Origin of the sequence: Leucobacter sp. cx-42 (assembly GCF_014529985.1) — a bacterium.
GTDB lineage: Bacteria > Actinomycetota > Actinomycetes > Actinomycetales > Microbacteriaceae > Leucobacter.
This window is the reverse complement of sequence record NZ_JACVMU010000002.1, coordinates 31,792-51,457: the sequence shown is the minus strand read 5'-3', so window position 1 is coordinate 51,457 and position 19,666 is coordinate 31,792. Positions and strand designations below refer to the sequence as shown.

The window sequence follows — 19,666 nt, the reverse complement described above, 5'->3', positions numbered from 1 at the left end:
CGAACATGACCGATTCCGCCAAGATCCTGGTGCTCAACGCTGGTTCTTCGTCGATCAAGTACCAGCTGGTGGATCCTGAGACGGGCACGCGCCTCGCGAACGGGCTCGTCGAACGCATCGGTGGCGATGCGGGGCAGATCCGCCACACTGCTGGCGAGACCACGATCGAGCGTGAGTTCCCGATCAACGATCACACCGAGGGCTGCCGTGCCGTGGTTGAGGCGTTTGCCGAAGCTGGCACGCCGATCAATGAACTCGGCATCGTTGCTGTGGGGCACCGCGTGGTGCAGGGCGGCAACGAGTTCATCGAACCGACCCTCATTGACGACCACGTTGCCGAGCGCATTCTCGCGCTTGCCGAGCTCGCACCACTGCACAACCCAGGTCACTATGCAGCGATCATGGCCGCACGCCACGTGTTGCCCGACCTGCCGCACGTTGCCGTGTTTGACACCGCGTTCCACCAGACGATGCCTGCGGCCTCGTACACGTACGCGATTGACCGCGAGGCTGCGCGCGAGCACGGTATCCGTCGCTACGGATTCCACGGCATCTCGTACCAGGTCGTCTCGCGTCGCACCGCCGAATTCATCGGTGAGCCGGTTGAGTCGCTCAAGCAGATCATCCTGCACCTTGGCAATGGTGCTTCGGCGTGCGCAATCAGGGCTGGCAAATCGGTCGACACGAGCATGGGGCTCACCCCGCTTGAGGGTCTCGTGATGGGCACTCGCTCGGGCAACATCGACCCGGGCGCGATGCTGCACATGCTGCGTCGCGGCATGAGTGTTGACGAGCTCGATGAGCTGCTGAACAAGCGCTCTGGGTGGCTTGGGCTTGCAGGTTCGAACGACTTCCGCGATATTCGTGCTGGCGCAGCTGCTGGTGAGGCCGCGGCGGAGCTGGCGATCGATGTGTACACGAAGCGGATCCGCGAATACCTCGGTGGCTTCCTCGTTGATCTCGGCGGCGCTGACACCATCGTGTTCACCGCGGGTGTTGGTGAAAACGCCCCCGATCTGCGCGAGCGCATTTGTGCCGGCCTCGAATGGTTCGGCATTGAACTCGACACCGAGCGCAACTGGGCAGACGCCAGCGGACCGCGCGTCATCAGCACCGACGCATCTCGCGTGCGCGTGCTTGTCGTACCCACCGATGAGGAAACTGAGATCGCGCGTCAGACGCAGCAGCTTGTTGCACATCTGTAAGTCGATTGAGACCACAACGGCGGCTGGCGCAATGCATGCGCTCGCCGCCGTTGTATTCCAGAAGGCTCGCACTTCCCACCCAATTACGGCAGAATCGCAGCCATGAGGATCGCCGCCATTCAGGTCACACCGTCCACCGATCCTGCCGCGAACATCGCGCAGATGCGTGAGCGGGCAGCCGAGGCCGCTGCGCAGGGTGCGCAGGTCGTGCTGTTCCCTGAGCAGACGATGTTGCTGCTGCAGTCGGTGACGGCCGAGTCGCTCGTTGCCGCCGCGGATGAGTGGTGGGACGCGTTCGCGCGTGCGACCGCTGAGATCGCCGTCGCGCACGAGATCACGGTCGTGAGCGCTGGCTTCGAGCCTTCGGGCGCGGATCTTCCCTTCAACACCATGCTCGCCATCGGCCCAGATGGGAGCGAGCTCGCCCGCTACCGCAAGCTGCACCTGTACGTCGCGTTCGCGGCGAGCGAGGCCGAGCACACGCGCGCTGGCGAAGAGCTGCCGCCGGTGTTCGAGGTTGCGCACGCGGGGGAGCGGCTGCGCGTCGGCCTCGCAAATTGCTACGACGTACGATTCCCCGAGCTGTTCCGTAGCCTGAGCGAGCGTGGAGCACAGGTCACACTGCTCGCTGCCGCATGGGCATCAGGCCCTGGTAAGGAAGACCACTGGGACATGCTCACTCGCACCCGCGCACTGGAGAACGTGCAGTGGGTTGTCGCCTGCGGTGCCGTTGGCGGCGGATCGCGAAACACTGCTACCACGGGACTCAGCCGAATCGTTGATCCGCTCGGCGGGGTCGTCGCCGGTCTTGGCCCGCGTGAACCGGGCGTCGTTGTTGCAGACGTGACGGCTGGTGCTGTTGAACATGCGCGCTCGGCGCTCCCTGCTCTTGCGAACCGGCGCATCTCGCTTTCCTATGACGTGCGCTAGTCGACGTTTCACTACTGTCATTCGATTCGACGGCCAAGGCCCCCATGCACTCTGAAGCATCACGTGACACGTCCCTCTCCGCCTTGCGTGCGACCTGGCCAGCACGCGTGCGGTGGCAGGAGGTGCGCGAAGCGGATCCTGGCGCTTTCCGCACAGCGCGGCTTGGGGCGCTCCTCCTACTCGCTGCGCTCGCCGCAGCCTGTCTGACCGCGCTCGTCTACCAGGAGCCGGCCGCTATGCGTGATGTTCCTGGCTGGGAAAGCTTTGTGCTTCCGCTGCTGTGTATCGCATTGCCTTGGATCACCATTGCGTTGGTCATGTTCGGCTCAATTTGTGTGTCGAGGCCGAGTGATGTTCGTCGTGAAATCGCGATCCGCCGATTCGCCGAAGCTCACGGTCTCACCATGTCGCGCTTCGGATTCACCCCTCCAAGAGCTGGGGTGATGTTTGCCGAGTCGCCTACCGCTGTGCAGATGTCGCATCGTCGGCGCGCAACACAGATTCGCCAGCAAGATCCGTATGAGGAGCCGTCTCTGTTCCGATCTTCGTTCGTTGTTTGGCAAGGTGGACTAGCGTACGATCCAGACCTCCAGGTTGCGATCGCAAACTACAACGGGAAGAAGGGGGACCGACAGGGACCCCGTCAGACATTTAGGTACTTAGCGCTGCGGCTGCCACGAGACCTACCGCACATCGTGGTGGACTCACTTCGAAACGGGAAGCTTCGTCAGTTTTCACCAGTTGTGAAGCCAATGAGTTTTGAGGGTGATTTCGACAAGCACTTCACGGTGTATGTCCCGGCAGGGTACGAGCGTGACGCGCTGGAGCTCTTTACGCCTGACGTGATGGCCTGCCTCATTGATGCTGGCCGTGGGTGGGACATCGAGATTGTCGAAGATCGAATGATCGTCGCGTCAGGAAAAGTCGGAAGACGTCATGACCAGGCTGAAATCACTGCCCTGCTGCGGTTCGCTGAGTTGTTCGGGGCAGAACTCGAACACCAGGCGCAGACGTATTCCGATCCGCGCGCTGCCTACCCGCGGACGCAGGTTGCTGCAGGCGGGCAACGACTTGCCCGCCGTTCGGGCATCGTGTGGGTGTTCCTGTTCTTGCTGTTTGGAGCGGTACTTGTCGCGTTACCAAACATTATTTTCTGGTTTATTGATCGTTGGTAGCTGCCCGTGTTGAGGCTGTGACATCGCAGTTGTCCTGACAAGAATCGCGCAGTACACGTCTCAATGTCAGTGGCCCCAGGTAGCATGGACTTCGTGGTTGCAGCTCTTTATCGTCGGTACCGGCCCGAGAATTTCGCCGAGATGATCGGTCAGTCCCAGGTGACTGATCCGCTTATGACTGCGCTGCGCACTGGGCGCATCGGGCATGCGTACTTGTTCAGCGGTCCCCGCGGTTGCGGTAAGACGACTTCAGCGCGCATTCTTGCGCGCTGCCTGAACTGCGCGCAGGGTCCGACCGACACTCCGTGTGGCACGTGCCCGAGCTGTGTCGAGCTCAGCCGTGGTGGTGGCGGCTCGCTCGACGTCGTCGAGATCGATGCTGCGAGCCACGGTGGCGTCGATGACGCCCGCGACCTGCGTGAGCGAGCAGTGTTTGCTCCCGCGCGTGATCGCTACAAGATCTTCATCATTGATGAGGCCCACATGGTCACCGCTGGTGGCTTCAACGCCCTGCTCAAGATCGTTGAAGAGCCGCCGCCCCACGTGAAGTTCATCTTCGCGACCACTGAGCCTGAGAAGGTGATCGGGACGATCCGCTCCCGTACGCACCACTACCCGTTCCGCCTGATTGCGCCCGGAACACTCGTTGACTACGTGCAGCAGCTGTGTGACAGCGAAGGCGTGCAGGTTGAGCCAGGTGTACTGCCGCTCGTCGTTCGCTCAGGCGGCGGATCAGTGCGCGATACCCTCTCAATCCTTGACCAGCTCATTGCCGGTTCTGAGGGCAACCTCGTGCTTGCTGAGCGTGCGGCCGGTCTGCTTGGTTTCACAAGCGCAGAGGTGCTCGACGACGTCGTAACTGCGCTCGGTCAGCGCGACGCTCGCGCTGCGTTTTACGCGGTCGATCGTGTGGTGCAGACTGGGCAAGATCCGCGTCGCTTTGTCGAAGATCTCCTTGAGCGTCTGCGCGACCTCATCGTTGTGAACGCGACGAACATTGACGGTGCGACGGCGGTATTCCGCGGTGTTCCACAGGATCAGCTCGCGCGCATGTTCGAGCAGGCTCGCGTCTTTGGCGCAGCTGAGCTGTCTGCGCTTGCAGACACGGTGGCAGCTGCCCTCGACCAGATGAGTGGCGTGACCACTCCGAAGTTGCAGCTTGAGCTCATGATCGCTCGCGCACTCGTCGGCATGGGCGCGCATGATGCGAGTGGTTCGGCAGCGCCTGCTGCGCCCGCAACCACTACACCTGCTGCCCCCGTGCAGCAGCGTCAGGCTCCGGCCGTGCAGGCTCCGGCTGCTCAGGTCCCCGCTGCTCAGCAGCGTCCGGTACCCCAGACACACGCGCCCGCTCAGCCGGTCGCGCAGCAGCAGCAGCAGTCCGTTCCTGCTCCCACTCCTGCTCAGGCTCCGCAGCAGCCCGCAGCTGTTCCGAACGCTGCACAGACTGCGGCCTCGATCCGCGAATTCCTGCGCGAGAGCGACAAGCCGGCACAGGCTCCGGCCGCTCCGATTCAGCAGGCCCCTGCAGCTCCGGTTCAGCAGGCCCCTGTCGCTCAGCAGCAGACGCCAGCGCAGCAGCAGCAGCAGCAGCAGCAGCAGGTAGCGCCTTCGCAGCACGCTCAGGCGCCCGTGCAGCCCCAGGCGCCGGTCCAGCCGCAGGCAGCTCCTGCACCCCAGCAGCGCCAGCCTCAGGCTCCCGCTGCCCAGGCGCCCGCAGGTCAGCGCACGCAGCCGCACCCGAACGAGGGCGCCGCGAAGTTTGGTCGCCCGATCTCAGACGTGCTCAGCGCAGCACAGATCGAGAGCATCGGCACCGAGCCCATTAAGCCTCCGCAACCGAAGCCCGATGTGCAGCCGCAGCCCGAGGTGCAGCCGCAGGCTGCTGCTCCCGCGCAGCAGCAGCAGCAGCTTCAGGCTCCGCAGCAGACGATGCAGCGCCAGGCACCGCCTGCAGCTGCTCCCGCTCCGGCAGCCCCGATGGCAGACGCTGAAGGTGCAGAGTTCGAAGAGACCGGCGAACCTGACATCTCTGACCTGCAGGAAGTCTGGAGCGACCTGCTCGAAGAAATTCTCGAGCAGAACCGTGACGCTTGGAACGCAGTTCGTCCGGTCCAGCCGCTCTCCCTGACGGGTGACGTGCTTGAGCTCGGCGTCGCATCACGCTCCGACCTCGCAGCGTTCAAGTCGGCAGGTGCTGGCCCGCTCCGCGAAGCAATCTTCGAGGCCGTTGGCATCCGCGTGAAGTACAAGCCGACCCAGCTGCAGCCCCAGGCGGCCGTGCGCGAAGCAGCGGCTCCCGCAGCTCCCGCCGAGCCTGCGGGTTCGGCACCAGAGGAGCCTCACCGAGCTGGTTCAGCTCCGAAGCCTGACCCAACCGCAGACCGGATCTCCGCGCGCCTGAACGCGCTCGGTCCGGCGCTCGCTGCGCCCGCATGGGCGGATCCGCAGCCCCCGGCACCCAAGCCAGGATCAATCGCTCCGCTGACTCCGGCAGCTCCCATCGCACCAGCGGCTCCCGCTGCGCCCGTGCAAGCAGAGCCTCCGGTCCCTGCCCAGGATCAGCCCGTTGTAGCGCAGCAGGCTCCCATCGAGCCGCCTGCGCCGGTCGAGGTTCCCGCAGTGGAGCCTCAGCCTGTCGTCACTGAGCCTGTCGTTGCAGAAGCCCCGGCACCGGTTGTAGCGCCAGAACCGGTTGTTGAGCCCGAGCCCGTTATCGAAGCAGTTGCAGTCGAGGTTGTGGCCGAGCCAGTGGTGGAGCCACAGCCCGAGGAAGCAGTTGCACCCGCACCCGTCGAGCCAGTTGTGGAACCTGAGCCCGCGCCCGCGGTAGTCGAGCCCGTCGTTGAGAAGTCTGCTGCTCCCGCAGCTCCCGCTGCACCGCGCGACCCGGCAGACGACTACGAGCCGTACTTCCCTGACGAAGACGAAGATCCGTACTCAGACCCCTACGCAGGCATGTCCTCGCAGGTGCCAGCGAGCGACCCCGAAGCGGATCGCCAGCAGGCAGTCGAGTCGACCGAGTCAACCCAGGCATCACAGGCGGCCGATACCGCAATTGCTGCCCGTCTCGCGGCATTCGCTGCCCACTCGCAGTCGAAGACCCCAGTGACTGACACGTCAGCTGCCACTCCTGCTGCTGCCACACCCGCGTCGGCTGCACCCGCCGAGCCAGCCGCATCGACACCCGAGCAGGCGGATCCGCCAACTACACGCACCGAGGCCGCAGTGCCCGAGCCCGCGCCCACGCCCGGAGCAAACGCAGCAGCAGATCCTTCTGCTGAGGCACCGCGCAGCAAGTCAGCGCCATCATTTACCCGCTACGGCGAAGCCGTCGTGCGCGAGGTGCTTGGCGCCATTTTCCTTGAGGAGCGCGAGCTTCCGAACCGAGCCGAAAGGTAACGCATGTACGACGCAATCGTGCAGGACCTCATTGATGAGTTCGGACGCCTTCCCGGCATCGGACCCAAATCAGCGCAGCGAATCGCCTTCCACATTCTGCAGACGCAGAGCTTTGACGTGACCCGTCTTGCAGAACTCCTCAGCACCGTGCGCGAGCGCGTACGCTTCTGCGAGCTTTGCGGCAACATCACCGAGAGCGAGCGCTGCTCCATTTGCAGCGACCCCAAGCGTGACCAGACGCTCATCTGCGTCGTCGAAGAACCCAAGGACGTCGTCGCGATCGAACGCACCCGCCAGTTCCGTGGGCTCTACCACGTGCTTGGTGGCGCGATCAGCCCGATCGACGGTATCGGACCCGACGACCTCAGTATTCCCGCGCTGATGCGCCGACTCGGCGACAACCAGATCAAGGAAGTCATCCTCGCGACAGATCCGAACCTCGAGGGTGAAGCCACCGCGGCATATTTGTCTCGACTGCTGTCCAGCATGGAAGTTCCTGTGTCTCGCCTTGCGTCCGGCTTGCCGGTTGGTGGAGATCTGGAATTTGCTGATGAAGTGACGCTTGGCCGCGCATTTGAGGGCCGCCGAGTACTCGGAGACGCATAATTACGCCATTCTTACAGGTCGCAGACGAGAGAAGCATGCCGCTCGTTGTAGACTGTGAGGCGGTATAGACCCTAAGGAGAGGACCCCACGTGGCTTTGATCGTGCAGAAGTTCGGGGGTTCATCGGTTGCCGACGCAGAGAGCATTCAGCGAGTTGCGCGGCGCATTGTAGAAACTCACGAAGCAGGCAACGAAGTTGTTGTTGTTGTGAGCGCAATGGGAGATTCGACCGACGAGCTGCTCGACCTCGCATCTGAGTGCACCGCTAACCCAGCTCCCCGCGAGCTGGACATGCTGCTCACCGCAGGCGAGCGAATTTCGATGGCGTTGCTCGCTATGACCATTAAGGGCATGGACGTCGACGCCTTCTCGTTCACCGGTAGCCAGGCAGGCATGATCACGACCGCTGATCACGGCTCGGCAAAGATCGTTGACGTCACCCCGGGTCGCGTGCGTGAAGCACTCGACAAGGGCGCAGTCGCAATCGTCGCTGGTTTCCAGGGCTTCAACCGTGACTCGCGTGACATCACGACGCTCGGTCGCGGCGGATCCGACACCACCGCAGTCGCCCTCGCCGCAGCGCTGAACGCTGACGTGTGCGAAATCTACACCGACGTTGACGGTGTCTTCACGACCGATCCGCGCATGGTTCCTCTCGCGCGCAAGATCGACTCGATCACTGCGGAAGAGATGCTCGAACTCGCCGCATCTGGCGCAAAGGTCCTGCACCTCCGCGCTGTTGAATACGCACGCAGGCACGGCGTAGTCCTGCACGTCCGCTCGTCCTTCAGTGGCGAAGAGGGCACCATTGTTTACGACCCCGCAAAGGGTCACCCGAAGGGAGTCCAGGTGGAAGAGTCAGTCATCACAGGTATCGCAGCTGAGAAGAGCGAAGCGAAGATCACCGTTGGCGGCGTCCCCGATGTCCCTGGGAAAGCCGCTCAGATCTTCGAGGTTGTCGCAAAGACCGACGCGAACATCGACATCATCGTGCAGAACATCTCGGAAGAGGGTCGCACCGATATCTCCTTCACCATTCCCGTCGCTGACGGTGAGCGCGTGCTCGCAGCACTCGAGGCAGAGCGCGAAGAGCTCGGCTTCACCCGCCTCCTCATGGACGACCAGATCGCAAAGATCGCCGTTGTCGGTGCAGGCATGCGTACGAGCACCGGTGTTTCGGCACAGCTCTTCCGTGCACTGTTCGACGCAGGCATCAACATCGAGATGATTTCGACCTCTGAGATCCGCATCTCGGTGGTTACCCGCGCTGACCGCATGGAAGAGGCAGTCCGCGTACTGCACACCGCATTTGGTCTCGACGCAGAAGACGAAGCAACCGTGTACGCCGGTACCGGCCGATAAAGGAGCACAACGTGGCTGAAAACACTGTTTCCGTAGGCGTTGCTGGCGCAACCGGCCAGGTCGGCGCCGTCATTCGTACGCTCCTCGAGCAGCGCGAATTCCCCGTCGGCAAGATCCGCTTCTTTGCAAGCGCACGCTCGGCTGGCAAGACCCTCACGTTCCGTGGTGAAGAGATAGTCGTAGAAGACATCGACACCGCAGACAAGAGCGGCCTCGACATCGTGCTGTTCTCGGCAGGTGGCGCAGCTTCGAAGAAGTACGCCCCCGACTTCGCAGCAGCAGGCGCGACCGTCATCGACAACTCGAGCGCATGGCGCCTCGACCCCGAGGTTCCCCTCGTGGTCAGCGAGGTCAACCCGCACGCGATCGACGAGGCAGTTCGCGGCATCATCGCGAACCCGAACTGCACCACCATGGCGGCAATGCCCGTCATGAAGGCACTCGACACCGCAGCTGGCCTTGAACGTCTCATCGTGACGACCTTCCAGGCAGTATCGGGCTCGGGCCTCGCAGGCGCAGCTGAGCTTGAGGGCCAGATCACCGCAGCAGTCGAGACGGGCAACCTCTCGAAGCTCGTCCACGACGGTTCGGCAATCGATTTCCCGGCACCCAACGTCTACACGAAGACCATCGCGTTCGACGTACTGCCGCTCGCAGGCTCGATCGTTGACGACGGCGAAGGCGAGACCGACGAAGAGAAGAAGCTTCGCAACGAGAGCCGCAAGATCCTTGAGCTCCCCGAGCTCCTGGTAGCTGGCACCTGCGTGCGCGTTCCCGTCTTCACCGGTCACTCGCTGTCGATCCACGCAGAGTTCGCAAACACCATCACCCCCGACGAGGCGCGCGAGGTTCTCGCATCGGCTCCCGGCGTTGAGCTCAGCGACGTCCCGACCCCGCTCGAGGCTGCAGGCAACGACCCCTCGTACGTCGGCCGCATTCGTCAGGACCAGTCGGCACCCGCTGGCAAGGGTCTCGTGCTCTTCATCTCGAACGACAACCTCCGCAAGGGCGCAGCACTCAACGCTGTGCAGATCGCAGAGCTCGTCGCGGCGAAGAAGATCGCAGCGTAACGCTCGCAGCTAGCCAAAAGGCGCGGCTCCCGAAAGGGATGCCGCGCCTTTTGCTGTTTTGATGGACCGGCAGATATTGCTTCCCCATGCAGAGTCCTATTCATTACTTGCCTGGCCAATTCGACCACCCGCGCAAATCTGGTGCTCAAAATCGGTCAGGCTTGCACAGAGCAATTGGAGAGCGAAACTGGTGATCACATGATCTCCCTAGGACCGTCAAAACTCGCCAGATCCCAATAGCTGCAACGATATTGGATGACTCAAATCCCGTTTTGCTGGACGGAAGATGCCAGCGTTCGACAGGTCTGACACTCCCGCCAAAATGGCTACCGTTTCGGTCGTACGGGTTTAGTTTCTAACCCTGTTCATCGTTGTTAATCTGAACGCCAGATTTAGTTCTCCACTAAAGAAGGGAAAGATTCAATGGGAAAGAAATGGATTTCAGTGACTGGCCTGGCTCTTGCCATTTTGATCAGTAGTACTGCAATGGTTTCACCTGCCTATGCGGTGGGCCAAAGCATGAGACCCTGCCAAAACGGTTGGGATCGGGGATCAGTTACAGGTTCGACCTCGCCGAGCAATGGATATACAGAAGGATCAACATACAACGCCTGCGGAAGCGTTGGCATTTCAGTTGTGTATGGCACCAAATCTAGGTTTAAGACCTCCTGGAGCTGGGCGTCAAGTATTGCGGTCGCGGAGAAAAGCCGAATTTCCGTTGGATATCACAAAGCAGAACGATCAACTGGGTTCAGGACATGAACCACAAGACGGCCTCAAAGAGATCTGGGGGAGCCAAACTATGCATCGGTGCGTGCGTTTCTGTCGGGCTGTTTGTGGGTTGCGCGAGTTCTAATTCCAACGCCGAGGCGAAATCGGAAACCACAGTCACTCGTGGGCAGTACGAAGCGAGCTTTAGGGAATATCGCGTCTGCATGGACGGCATTGGTTTTCCGATTCAGGACGTCCATGAAGAAAACGGTGTATTCCGGTTCCTAATTCCCATAGCTTCTCAAGACTCCGGTGGCGAGGAATGCTATGAAGAGAATTTTCAGGATGTGGATATTGCTTGGCAGTTACAGGACAACATCGTTGAACAATCCAAAGAAGCGAAATTGCTCAGGGCTTGTTTGGACGAAAAAGGGTTGCCCGCTGCCGCAACCCAAGACGAGCGAATTGCGACCTTGAAACGTGGCGGATATGAAATCTCGGACTGTCTCGAATAACCGGAATTCTTGAGTGGGTTTACAGCAATGGCAAGAGTCGCTAAGCCTCGGAGCTACACACGAAGATCCTTAGTCGTGCTTGTATGCGTATGGTCAGCTTCAGTACTTCTCTGGGCAGGTTTCGGATATGGTGCGCAGATGTTAGAACGAAAGGCTCATACCGTAAATGAGCCGAGGACGGTCCTAGTTGGGGAACGAGCCAATGACTTCAGACAAAGCGTTGAAATAGTGTTTAAGACGCTAGAACCCTCAAAGCTTCGTATAGATCGTGAAGGAGTTGTAACCGCTGTAGGCCTCCAAGTGGGAAGCTACGTGAGTCCCGGTACTAACGTGCTCGCTGTCGATGGGCAGCCGATTGCTTCATATACAGGGGAAAGCCCCCTCTACCGACCGCTTCAGGCCGGGGATGAAGGCCCTGACGTAGGGGTGCTTCTTAGGCTACTTGAGGAGACCGGCCATGCCGTAGATGAGCTAGCGTTGGAGCAGAACCCAACTTTTGGGCCACGGGTTGTAGAACGTGTGCTGGAAATGCAAAGAAGCATTGGACATGTTGAAAATGCTTTGATTGACCCGTCAAACTTCGTGTTTGTTCCAGTAAACTTCACCCGCGTCGCGCGAGTGATGGCATCCGTCGGTGATCCTGTGCCAGGCGAAAAAATTGTAGCGATCTCTGACCCTGTTGCGACGAGCTTTGAAATTCGACGCAGCGATTCGGATGCCTCTTCACTTCGTCTATCTAGCGAGTCGATCACAATCTTTGCTGGTGAAAACAGTTATGCATTAGACGGGACAGACGAGGATCCTCCGGACATAAAAGGTCTGTTTGAAACGCTCTTAGGATGGTCCCGTGAAGGGGTTATCTCCTTGGAAGAGGAGAACACGACCTTCGTCTTCCGAGGTTTGATGGTTAGAGCAACTAATGTCGCCCGCTTCGGTCTGATACCGAATACCGCGGTTTTCGTTGATCCTGAAGGCAACGCCTGCCTGCTCGTGAGGAAACGATCAGGCGTTGAAACGCTTCGTACCGTCGATATTTCGGAGGCAGTTGGCGAAATCGGGGTTACTGCTGTCGAGCCAGCAGTTATCGGAATAGAGGTTATGGCCAACGTTTCCGACTCCGTCGATCCGGACCAAATATGTCCGTGAAGGTTGAGCGGCTATCGGTCGTCGTGGGGGAACGTCTGGTCTTCTCCGATTTGTCCTATTCCTTCGCGAAAAACGAACTCACCGCAGTAGTTGGACCATCTGGTTCAGGGAAAACTACATTGTTGGAAGTCATCGCTGGCTTACGACGTCCGCAATGCGGAAGCATCCTCATCAACGATGAGACTGTGAATCCCGACGCATGTGTTTGGGTTCCGCAAGGCGCAAATGCGTTAGGCAGCCGTAGCGTCCTAGATAACGTCATGATTGCTCCGTTAAGCGACGGTGTTGAAGTCGAAGAGGCAATCCTCGTATCTCGTCGTGTTCTTGAACTTGTCGGGCTACAGAACCGAGATCAGGAACAAGCTAAGCACCTCTCCGGGGGTGAACTGCAAAGACTCGCCTTCGCTAGAGCGCTCGCTTCGAGTCGGGCAGTGATTCTGGCTGATGAGCCAACTGCGAATCTCGATGCTAAGAACACGGACAGCGTCATCTCTTTGCTTCAAGCTTTGAAGACAAAGCGAACAATGATCGTGGCGACGCACGATATTACCCTCATTGAAGCGGTGGACCGAGTTCTATTTATGCGTTTTGACCAGGAAAATAGAGGGTAGCGCATGCCAAATTTGCCTTGGGACCTAGACCAATGGGCCCATCATTATTTGGTTCGAGAATCGGTGAAGAACACTCTCTCCACTACTTCCGTTGCTCGTTGGGGTCTATATGTCGCGGTGGTGCTTGGCGTAGCGTTCGTGTTGTTCAGGACGGTAGAACTGCAGACTCTGGAAAGTAAAGTTGCAACGCTTGAAAATCAAGGTCGACACCTGTTCGTGGTTCAGAGCAGAGATGAAACGCAGCCTTCACGTATCGAGAGGACATCTTGTGAGCAGATTGCCGAGAACACTGGAGCGGTAGTGGCAGGGGGAATGAGCTCCGTAGGAGAGGTTACAACTGCGCAGTTTGGAACTCTTCAAGTGCTCGCTGGCAGTACAACCTTGTTTCCAATGCTCGATCGGGGAATGGCGATCATTGGTTCGGAATTAGTTCAAGAGCCTGCGGGAACTGAAATGAACCTATTGATTGATGGGGTGGGGGTCCCTGTTCTTGTGGGTGAAAGCCAACCCGCTGGGATTTCCACCAACAACGCGATAGTCGTCGGGCTCCCTCCAAATGACAAATTACTTGAAAAATGCGTAGTGCTGGTTGATCAAAGAGAGCACCTAGAAGGTGCCATGCCAGGATTGCTTTCGCAGCTGAGGGTGTTTGGCAACCCCGTCATTGGGGTTGCCTCCTTTAGAGACATCTTCAACCCATTCGAGGAATACAGGGAACGCCCTTCTGCCATAGCCGGACAAGCGGTAGGAATGCTGATTGGACTGATAACAGCTTTCGGGACGTTGCGCAGGTCGAGTGAAATCGCGGTCTATCGTTTGAGTGGATCCTCTCGTGGGTCAGTCACCATCATGCTTATCTGGGAAGCAGTGATCTGCGCCGCAGCGTTCTGCGGATCTGCAATTTCAGCATTACTCGTCTTTAGGGAACTAGACTTCGCGACCGGTGCGGTGCTTTTGGAAACGGCCTCCGCAGGAGTCCTCATTGTTCTCATCGCGGGTTGTACTGCAACGCTAATCCTTCGTCGGTCGCCAATCTCACTTGCGAAGGACCGATGAGCGAAAGCCGATCCGCCCACCCTTTGCGTCTGCGACTACTTGTCTGAGTCGGTTGCCTCGAGCGTGATCATCGATGCCTCGGGACGGCACGCGAAGCGCACGGGGGCGTAGATCGAGTTGCCCAGTCCGGCGCTGACGTTGAGGAATGCGGCGCGGTGTGCGTCGTACCAGACGCTGAGTCCGCGGGCCTGCGCGACGGGAAGATCGCAGTTCGATGCGAGCGCACCGAGGCCTGGCACGCGCACCTGACCGCCGTGCGTGTGGCCGGCAAAGATCGCATCCACACCATCGTCCAAGAGATCGCCAAGCGCACGCTGGTACGGGGCATGCACAACGCCAATGCGCACGGGGCGCGCAGTCACATCAGCACCAGGACCAGCATCGCCCGCACCAAGATCCGCCAGCGACTCCCGCATCACGTCAACATCGTTGAGCTCAATGTGCGGATCATTCAGACCCAACAGATCCAGCGTCGTCCCGCGCAGCGTAACCCGCGTCGCCGCGTTGTTGAGGTTCGTGAACCCGAGCTCCTCGAACTCGCGCGTGAGCGCATCGGGGTCGAGATCATACGGGCGGTTGCTGTGCTGGCTCGGCGAGAAAATGTACTTGAACGGGTTCTTCATGACCGGCTTGAAATAGTCGTTCGAGCCGTGCACGAACACCGTTGGCACGCCAGCGAACGCACGCAGGGTCGAGATCAGCGATCCGCGCGCATGTTCGTGACCCATCATGTCGCCCGTGAGAACGACAAGATCTGGCCGCAGTTCGGCGAGCGATCGCACCCAGTTCATCTTGCGCGTCTGCCACGGTGCAAGATGCAGGTCAGAGAGGTGCAACACGCGCAGGGGAGCGGCACCCGCGGGCAGCACGGGGAGGATTTCTCGGCGGATCGTAAAGAGCTGACGCTCCACAACAGTTGCGTACAGTCCAACTCCGAGGGCGAGCGCGCCCACCACCTTGCGCGTAGAAGTCATAGAATCAACTCTAGGCGACTTCACTGACCGCCAGTGAAGCATGAGCGCGTACACTCGCGCTCAGCATGATGATGAGAAGGAGCACCGTGACCGAGACGTCAACGCCCGTGCGATGGGAATACTTTGTAACGCCACTGCTGCTGCACAATGAGGCCCAGATTCTCAATAACTGGGGAGCCCAAGGTTGGGAACTCGTCCAGATCATCGATGGCCCCGCCGGCGGCAACGTCGCGTACATGAAGCGAAAGGTACAGAACGCATGAGCTCTGTCATTGAAGACCGCATCCGCGAACTTGGTTTCGAGGTCCCCGAGGTAGCTGCAGCTGTCGCAGCGTACGTTCCCGCACTGCGCGAGGGCGACTACGTGTACACCTCGGGTCAGCTCCCCTTCGTCGAGGGCAAGCTGCCCGCGACTGGCAAGGTCGGCACCGGCGAAGGCCAGGTTTCGGCTGAGCAGGCTGAAGAGCTTGCACAGCTCTGCGCGCTCAATGCGCTTGCAGCAGTTCGCGGCCTTGTCGGCTCGCTCGACAAGGTCACCCAGGTCGTCAAGGTCACCGCGTTCGTGGCTTCGGACCCCGAATTCACCGGCCAGCCCGGTGTTGCAAACGGCGCATCGGTCTTCCTCGGCCGCGTCTTCGGCGACAGCGGCATCCACGCTCGCTCGGCTGTCGGCGTTGCCGTACTGCCGCTCGACGCTCCTGTTGAGGTTGAGTTCATCTTCCGCGTCGAAGACTAAGACGCTACCGACGAACGGCCTTGAGTCGAACGTCTCCACACTCGATGGGGTGTGAACCGAAACTGATCGGTTCACACCCCATCGTCGTTATGCGGCAGCAACTGCTGGGCTTCTTTTCCCTCTTATGGAGAGGGGACATATCTTGTTACTCTCATGCCAGACTGTGAGTTTTCAAGGGAGAAGATGTGAAGAAGGTTTTTGTTTCAGGGGTTGCTGCTGCGCTTCTGTTGAGTGCTTTTGGAGTGGGGGTGTCTCCTGCGCATGCTGTTGAGTTGCGGGTGACGTCAGCAGATGATTCTGGTCCTGGCACGCTGCGTGAAGCGCTGAGTGAGGCAGATGCGTCGCCGGGTGAAGACACGATCGTGATTTCCGAAGGTCTGGAGCTGTACCCGGAATCGGAGTTTCAGGTGAATGACGCAGTGCGAATCGTTGGTGAAGGGAGCGGAGCCAGTATCTCTTTGGAAAGGCAAGAACCGCCTTCGGCATGGATGGAAAACATAAATATGTTCTCCCCGTCTGCGTCACTCTCGATCGAAAACCTGACATTGCACCTCACACCGAAGTCGGGGAAGGCAACTGCAATCAATGGCTGGCTTGGGTCTACTGTGCCAGCTATTTCGGTTCGTAACTGCCGATTCATCGGTGATGCTGACGCTTCTGGGGTAAATGCAGATAGCAAAACGAGTTCGATTCGTGTGGTCGAGAGTGCGTTCGAAGGTGTTGGCACACCCTTTGTTATTTTGGGCAATCCAGAAACTATCGAGGTAGCTCAAAACACGATTACCGACCCCCGCTATCTGCTGTTCGAATATGGTGCAAGCGGTCCCGCGAATCAGCAGTTCAGGTTTGTCGACAACATCGTGGAGTTTGATAAGGATGCTGCCGGTGTTGATTTCATGACGGGTGCTTCCTCCTCCGAACAAGAAGAGGTTCCTGCAGTTATTTCTGGGAATCGGTTTGTTGACCGGACAGATAGGGGAGTTTTTGTTCGCTTGGATGCAAGTAACGCTCCTAGCCCCGGGAATGCGGTGCCGAAGTTGCTGTTTGAGAACAACAGCGTCGAACGCGATGCGTCCTCGACCAGTACAACTCCATTGCTTCAGGTTGGTTACGCCAAGTACGGCACGCATGGTCCAGTAAAGGTGTCTTCGAGCACGATTGACGCAAACCCCGGCGCTCCAGCAGTAGTTATTTCGGGCCGAAAAGCCAATAACAATGACTACGCAGAGTTTGATCATGTGACGGTTGGCGGCCAGATTAAGACGTACTACGACGGAGACGTGACCATCAATAATTCGGCGATGGATGGGAATGGCTCACCGGCAGTGAACGCGGATAGCGGTGCTGCTATCACTGGCGTGGGCAACGTGGTGGTAGGCGATTCGTCTGCGCTTGCCGGCGCGAAGACGGTGGATGACCTGTTGCTAGGCGACCTGGCTGATATCGGTTTGGGCGAGAGTTTTGCTCGGGTGCCTTTGGCTGGTTCCCCGGTGCTTGATGCTGGTTCGGCTCCGCGTTCGGTTGAGGATCAGCGTGGTGTGCTGGGCACGCGTGCCGGGCTGTCTGATGCTGGTTCGGTTGAAGCACAGCGTGCGTTGGTCACGGTTGGTGATGCTGGTGAGGTTGCGGCTGGGTCTGATGCTCGGTTCCCGGTGACGGTGGTGGAGCCTGGTGATACGTCGTTTGATGTTGAGTTGACCACGGTTGATGGCACTGCTGTTGCTGGTGCGGGGTTCACGTCGACGACGCAGACGGTGTCGTTTGCGGCGGGTGAGACGGGTTCGAAGGATTTCTCGGTTCCGACGTTGCAGGCGTCTGCGGTTGATGGTTCTGAGTTTGGTATGAGTGCTCGTGTGGTGTTGGGTGCTGCGGAGTTGGATGCTGATTCGGGTACTGCGTTGTTGCGGGTGTCTAAGGAGCCGACTGGTCCGATTGTTGATCCGACGGTGCCTGATCCTGAGGAGCCGGTTGGTCCGATTGTTGATCCGACGGTGAAGCCGACGGGTCAGAATCTTGCGCGCACTGGTAGTGATGCTCTGGTGTTGCCGTGGGTGTTGGGTGCTGGTTTGGTGTTGATGGGCGGGGCTGTGGTGTTGGCTCGCCGAAAGACCCGAAACGGCTAACCACACAACAAGTAAGCACGTTGGGCTGCTGATTTCTCATGAATCAGCAGCCCAACGTGCTTACGCGTGTGCCTAGGGAACCACACCCTTACTGGAGGCGTACTCTAGGGTCGATACCTTGGCGCTTACCAGACGATGACGAAGCGGGTGATTGCGTCGAGGAGTACGCCGGCTAGTCCCTTTTCATCCTGCATTTCTGCTCGAGCTGCGACTGCTACATCGGGATGGTCTGTGATGATGCCGTCGGCCCCGCGTCGAAGGAGCTCGCGAATACCGTCTTCATCGTTCACAGTCCAACTGTAAAAGCCAAGTCCCTTCGCTTCTGCTTCGCGCTGCATTTTGTCACTCGCAGTGAACTCTTCAACTACAACGAAGTCGGCACTCGTCTCGGGCAAGCTCACACCTGCGAACGCGAGAATGTAGCCGACAGTGAGGTCGGGACGAATGAGCTTCAGCCGCTCAGCGCTCGGGTAGTCGAGCGTGTGGAAGAGGTTTCGCTCGAGCGCATCAAGATCTTCGAGCTCAGCCACCAGGCGGTCGACGTGGTCGTCGGTCTCTGCACCGCTGAGCTTGATCTCAATAAGTAGCGGCTGTTCAAGTTCGTTCGCACGCGTGACGTAGCCGGCGAGCGACGGAATCTTGCCCTGATGGCCATACTGATCGGTCACTGTCATCGCTGTGAGCTCGTCAAACGTGAGGTCTTTCACCAATACGTTCTCGCCAGTGAGACGGGCAAGTGAGGTGTCGTGCATGACGATGAACTCACCGTCCTTCGACTGCATGACATCGATTTCGACCAGGTCGACGCCAGCGGCATGCGCGGCCTCCAACCCCTCGATGGTGTTTTCGGCTGCCTTGTCGCTGAACCCGCGGTGACCGAGAATGAGTGTCTCGGGTGCCTGTGAGAGCTGCTGCATCGTGGTGATGCTCGCGGCGCCGAGGCCGAGCGCCATCACGACGCAGACGGCCTGGAAGATGCGCTTCGAGCGACGGGTGGATTCGACCGTGAATTCGTCTGCGGCGGGGCCCGCGGCGGGGCCCGCACCCGCATCATCGTCTTCGACCCCGCTCAGTTGCACGAGCGTCGTACCGAGCATCGCCGTCACCGCAAAGATGACGAGCATGCCGAGCACCTCAGCGATACCAAGGCAGAACGCAGCAACAACGGGTGAGGCCGCGGGCCACAACGCATCGCTCAGGAGCGTTGGCAAAATGACGATGGCAATCGCTGCGAGCATGACGACCACGGCGCCGATCATGATGAGCGCGATCGCGAGTACGAGGCGAACACCCGCCCACCCCGCGGTGCGTCGCCAGCTCTGACGCAGCGCGCGGCCGCCCGTCGCGTCAGTGAGCACGAAGATGGGGATGCTGAGCGCGAAGCGCAGGTTGAGGAACGCCAGCACAATGACGAACGTGTACCAAATGATCGAGCCGACGGGGCTCTTGAGGAGCTCACCAGAGACAAAGTGAGGAATCGAGATGCCCTGCGACAGCGTCGAGATGAACCCAAAGCCGCTGAGCGGCACCACGAGCAACACGTAGCCGAACAGCGCAGCCGATGAGGGGCGCAGCAACTTGCGAGCCGCCGCCCCAAGCTGGCGGAGCACGGGCTTTGCCCGCAGCGATTCTCCAGCCCGAACCCGCGCGACCATGATGATGAGCAGCATGAGCTGCAGCGACATGAGCCAGAACGCGACGACCATGAGCACAACGAGCAGGGCGATCGTGACGCCGATGCCGTCGGTGATCGCAAAGGTGCCGATATCGAGCGCGAGCATGCCGTTCGCACGCAGCGCCTCACGGAACAACCAGCCAATGAGTGGTGCGGCGAGCAACAACATCACCACGTGAATTCCGAGCAGCGCCCACGCAAGTGAGTTCCAACGAGTGCTCACCGTCTTCAGACCGGCACGAAGCGTCGGAAGCGGGTTGATGTTTTGCATCTTTCGATAGTACGCGAGGGTCGCGACGGCCAAGGAACGAGAGATGCGGTGAACCAGCATGCAAGTGCACGCTAGCTCACCGCATCTCAGCGATTATGC

The 19,666-nt window shown here is 59.7% G+C and carries 16 protein-coding genes; 14 read left to right on the top strand and 2 right to left on the bottom strand.

Features of this window, described 5'->3' with window-relative positions; translation table 11 throughout:
• The first annotated feature begins 5 nt into the window (after positions 1 to 5).
• The 11 genes from ICM05_RS02860 (at position 6) to ICM05_RS02810 (ending at position 13,788) form a co-directional block, all read left to right on the top strand.
• Positions 6 to 1,205: an acetate/propionate family kinase gene (locus ICM05_RS02860; RefSeq protein ID WP_188023183.1), complete on the top strand. Its 1,200-nt coding sequence runs from the start codon at positions 6 to 8 to the stop codon at positions 1,203 to 1,205.
• Positions 1,206 to 1,307: 102 nt separating this feature from the next.
• Entirely contained in the window at positions 1,308 to 2,135 is an 828-nt protein-coding gene (locus ICM05_RS02855) for a nitrilase-related carbon-nitrogen hydrolase (protein ID WP_188023072.1), read from the top strand.
• A gap of 44 nt (positions 2,136 to 2,179) precedes the next feature.
• On the top strand, positions 2,180 to 3,310 hold the full coding sequence (locus ICM05_RS02850; RefSeq protein WP_188023071.1) for a hypothetical protein: 1,131 nt from the start codon (positions 2,180 to 2,182) through the stop codon (positions 3,308 to 3,310).
• A 141-nt stretch (positions 3,311 to 3,451) separates the two neighbouring features.
• Positions 3,452 to 6,712, top strand: coding sequence for a DNA polymerase III subunit gamma and tau (locus tag ICM05_RS02845; RefSeq protein WP_251364479.1), 3,261 nt, complete (start codon positions 3,452 to 3,454; stop codon positions 6,710 to 6,712).
• A 3-nt stretch (positions 6,713 to 6,715) separates the two neighbouring features.
• Positions 6,716 to 7,318 carry a recombination mediator RecR gene (recR, locus tag ICM05_RS02840; RefSeq protein ID WP_188023070.1) on the top strand — a complete coding sequence of 201 codons (603 nt, stop codon included), beginning with the start codon at positions 6,716 to 6,718 and terminating at the stop codon, positions 7,316 to 7,318.
• A gap of 89 nt (positions 7,319 to 7,407) precedes the next feature.
• Complete coding sequence (locus ICM05_RS02835; RefSeq protein WP_188023069.1) at positions 7,408 to 8,679, top strand: aspartate kinase; 1,272 nt, start codon at positions 7,408 to 7,410, stop codon at positions 8,677 to 8,679.
• An 11-nt stretch (positions 8,680 to 8,690) separates the two neighbouring features.
• Positions 8,691 to 9,749 (top strand): aspartate-semialdehyde dehydrogenase, encoded by a 1,059-nt coding sequence (locus ICM05_RS02830; protein ID WP_188023068.1) that lies wholly within the window; start codon positions 8,691 to 8,693, stop codon positions 9,747 to 9,749.
• Between the two features lie 758 nt (positions 9,750 to 10,507).
• Positions 10,508 to 10,975 carry a hypothetical protein gene (locus ICM05_RS02825; RefSeq protein WP_188023067.1) on the top strand — a complete coding sequence of 156 codons (468 nt, stop codon included), beginning with the start codon at positions 10,508 to 10,510 and terminating at the stop codon, positions 10,973 to 10,975.
• A 138-nt stretch (positions 10,976 to 11,113) separates the two neighbouring features.
• Complete coding sequence (locus ICM05_RS02820) at positions 11,114 to 12,121, top strand: hypothetical protein (protein ID WP_188023066.1); 1,008 nt, start codon at positions 11,114 to 11,116, stop codon at positions 12,119 to 12,121.
• Entirely contained in the window at positions 12,112 to 12,732 is a 621-nt protein-coding gene (locus ICM05_RS02815) for an ATP-binding cassette domain-containing protein (protein WP_188023065.1), read from the top strand. The genes ICM05_RS02820 and ICM05_RS02815 overlap by 10 nt, the downstream gene beginning before the upstream one ends.
• 63 nt (positions 12,733 to 12,795) lie before the next feature.
• Entirely contained in the window at positions 12,796 to 13,788 is a 993-nt protein-coding gene (locus tag ICM05_RS02810; RefSeq protein ID WP_188023064.1) for a hypothetical protein, read from the top strand.
• A 35-nt stretch (positions 13,789 to 13,823) separates the two neighbouring features.
• On the opposite strand, the gene ICM05_RS02805 is transcribed toward ICM05_RS02810, so the two are convergent.
• Positions 13,824 to 14,762 carry a metallophosphoesterase gene (locus ICM05_RS02805; RefSeq protein ID WP_188023063.1) on the bottom strand — a complete coding sequence of 313 codons (939 nt, stop codon included), beginning with the start codon at positions 14,760 to 14,762 and terminating at the stop codon, positions 13,824 to 13,826.
• Between the two features lie 86 nt (positions 14,763 to 14,848).
• Between ICM05_RS02805 and ICM05_RS02800 the strand changes: the two genes are divergently transcribed.
• The 3 genes from ICM05_RS02800 to ICM05_RS12900 all read left to right on the top strand — a co-directional run bounded on the left by ICM05_RS02800 (position 14,849) and on the right by ICM05_RS12900 (position 17,621).
• Positions 14,849 to 15,025, top strand: a complete 177-nt coding sequence (locus ICM05_RS02800; protein WP_353055485.1) for a DUF4177 domain-containing protein — start codon at positions 14,849 to 14,851, stop codon at positions 15,023 to 15,025.
• Positions 15,022 to 15,498 carry a RidA family protein gene (locus ICM05_RS02795; RefSeq protein ID WP_188023062.1) on the top strand — a complete coding sequence of 159 codons (477 nt, stop codon included), beginning with the start codon at positions 15,022 to 15,024 and terminating at the stop codon, positions 15,496 to 15,498. The genes ICM05_RS02800 and ICM05_RS02795 overlap by 4 nt, the downstream gene beginning before the upstream one ends.
• A gap of 248 nt (positions 15,499 to 15,746) precedes the next feature.
• Positions 15,747 to 17,621, top strand: coding sequence for a choice-of-anchor Q domain-containing protein (locus tag ICM05_RS12900; protein ID WP_188023061.1), 1,875 nt, complete (start codon positions 15,747 to 15,749; stop codon positions 17,619 to 17,621).
• Between the two features lie 125 nt (positions 17,622 to 17,746).
• On the opposite strand, the gene ICM05_RS02785 is transcribed toward ICM05_RS12900, so the two are convergent.
• A complete protein-coding gene (locus ICM05_RS02785) occupies positions 17,747 to 19,567 on the bottom strand; it encodes a glycerophosphodiester phosphodiesterase (RefSeq protein WP_188023060.1) in 1,821 nt (606 codons plus the stop codon).
• Positions 19,568 to 19,666: the final 99 nt, after the last annotated feature.

What these genes read in the sequence shown, in the direction of transcription:
- ICM05_RS02860 (WP_188023183.1), top strand. Translation starts at nt 6, where the DNA reads ATGACCGATTCCGCCAAGATCCTGGTGCTCAACGCTGGTTCTTCGTCG.
- ICM05_RS02855 (WP_188023072.1), top strand. Translation starts at nt 1,308, where the DNA reads ATGAGGATCGCCGCCATTCAGGTCACACCGTCCACCGATCCTGCCGCG.
- ICM05_RS02850 (WP_188023071.1), top strand. Translation starts at nt 2,180, where the DNA reads ATGCACTCTGAAGCATCACGTGACACGTCCCTCTCCGCCTTGCGTGCG.
- ICM05_RS02845 (WP_251364479.1), top strand. Translation starts at nt 3,452, where the DNA reads ATGATCGGTCAGTCCCAGGTGACTGATCCGCTTATGACTGCGCTGCGC.
- recR (WP_188023070.1), top strand. Translation starts at nt 6,716, where the DNA reads ATGTACGACGCAATCGTGCAGGACCTCATTGATGAGTTCGGACGCCTT.
- ICM05_RS02825 (WP_188023067.1), top strand. Translation starts at nt 10,508, where the DNA reads ATGAACCACAAGACGGCCTCAAAGAGATCTGGGGGAGCCAAACTATGC.
- ICM05_RS02820 (WP_188023066.1), top strand. Translation starts at nt 11,114, where the DNA reads ATGTTAGAACGAAAGGCTCATACCGTAAATGAGCCGAGGACGGTCCTA.
- ICM05_RS02815 (WP_188023065.1), top strand. Translation starts at nt 12,112, where the DNA reads ATGTCCGTGAAGGTTGAGCGGCTATCGGTCGTCGTGGGGGAACGTCTG.
- ICM05_RS02805 (WP_188023063.1), bottom strand. Translation starts at nt 14,762, where the DNA reads ATGACTTCTACGCGCAAGGTGGTGGGCGCGCTCGCCCTCGGAGTTGGA.
- ICM05_RS02795 (WP_188023062.1), top strand. Translation starts at nt 15,022, where the DNA reads ATGAGCTCTGTCATTGAAGACCGCATCCGCGAACTTGGTTTCGAGGTC.
- ICM05_RS02785 (WP_188023060.1), bottom strand. Translation starts at nt 19,567, where the DNA reads ATGCAAAACATCAACCCGCTTCCGACGCTTCGTGCCGGTCTGAAGACG.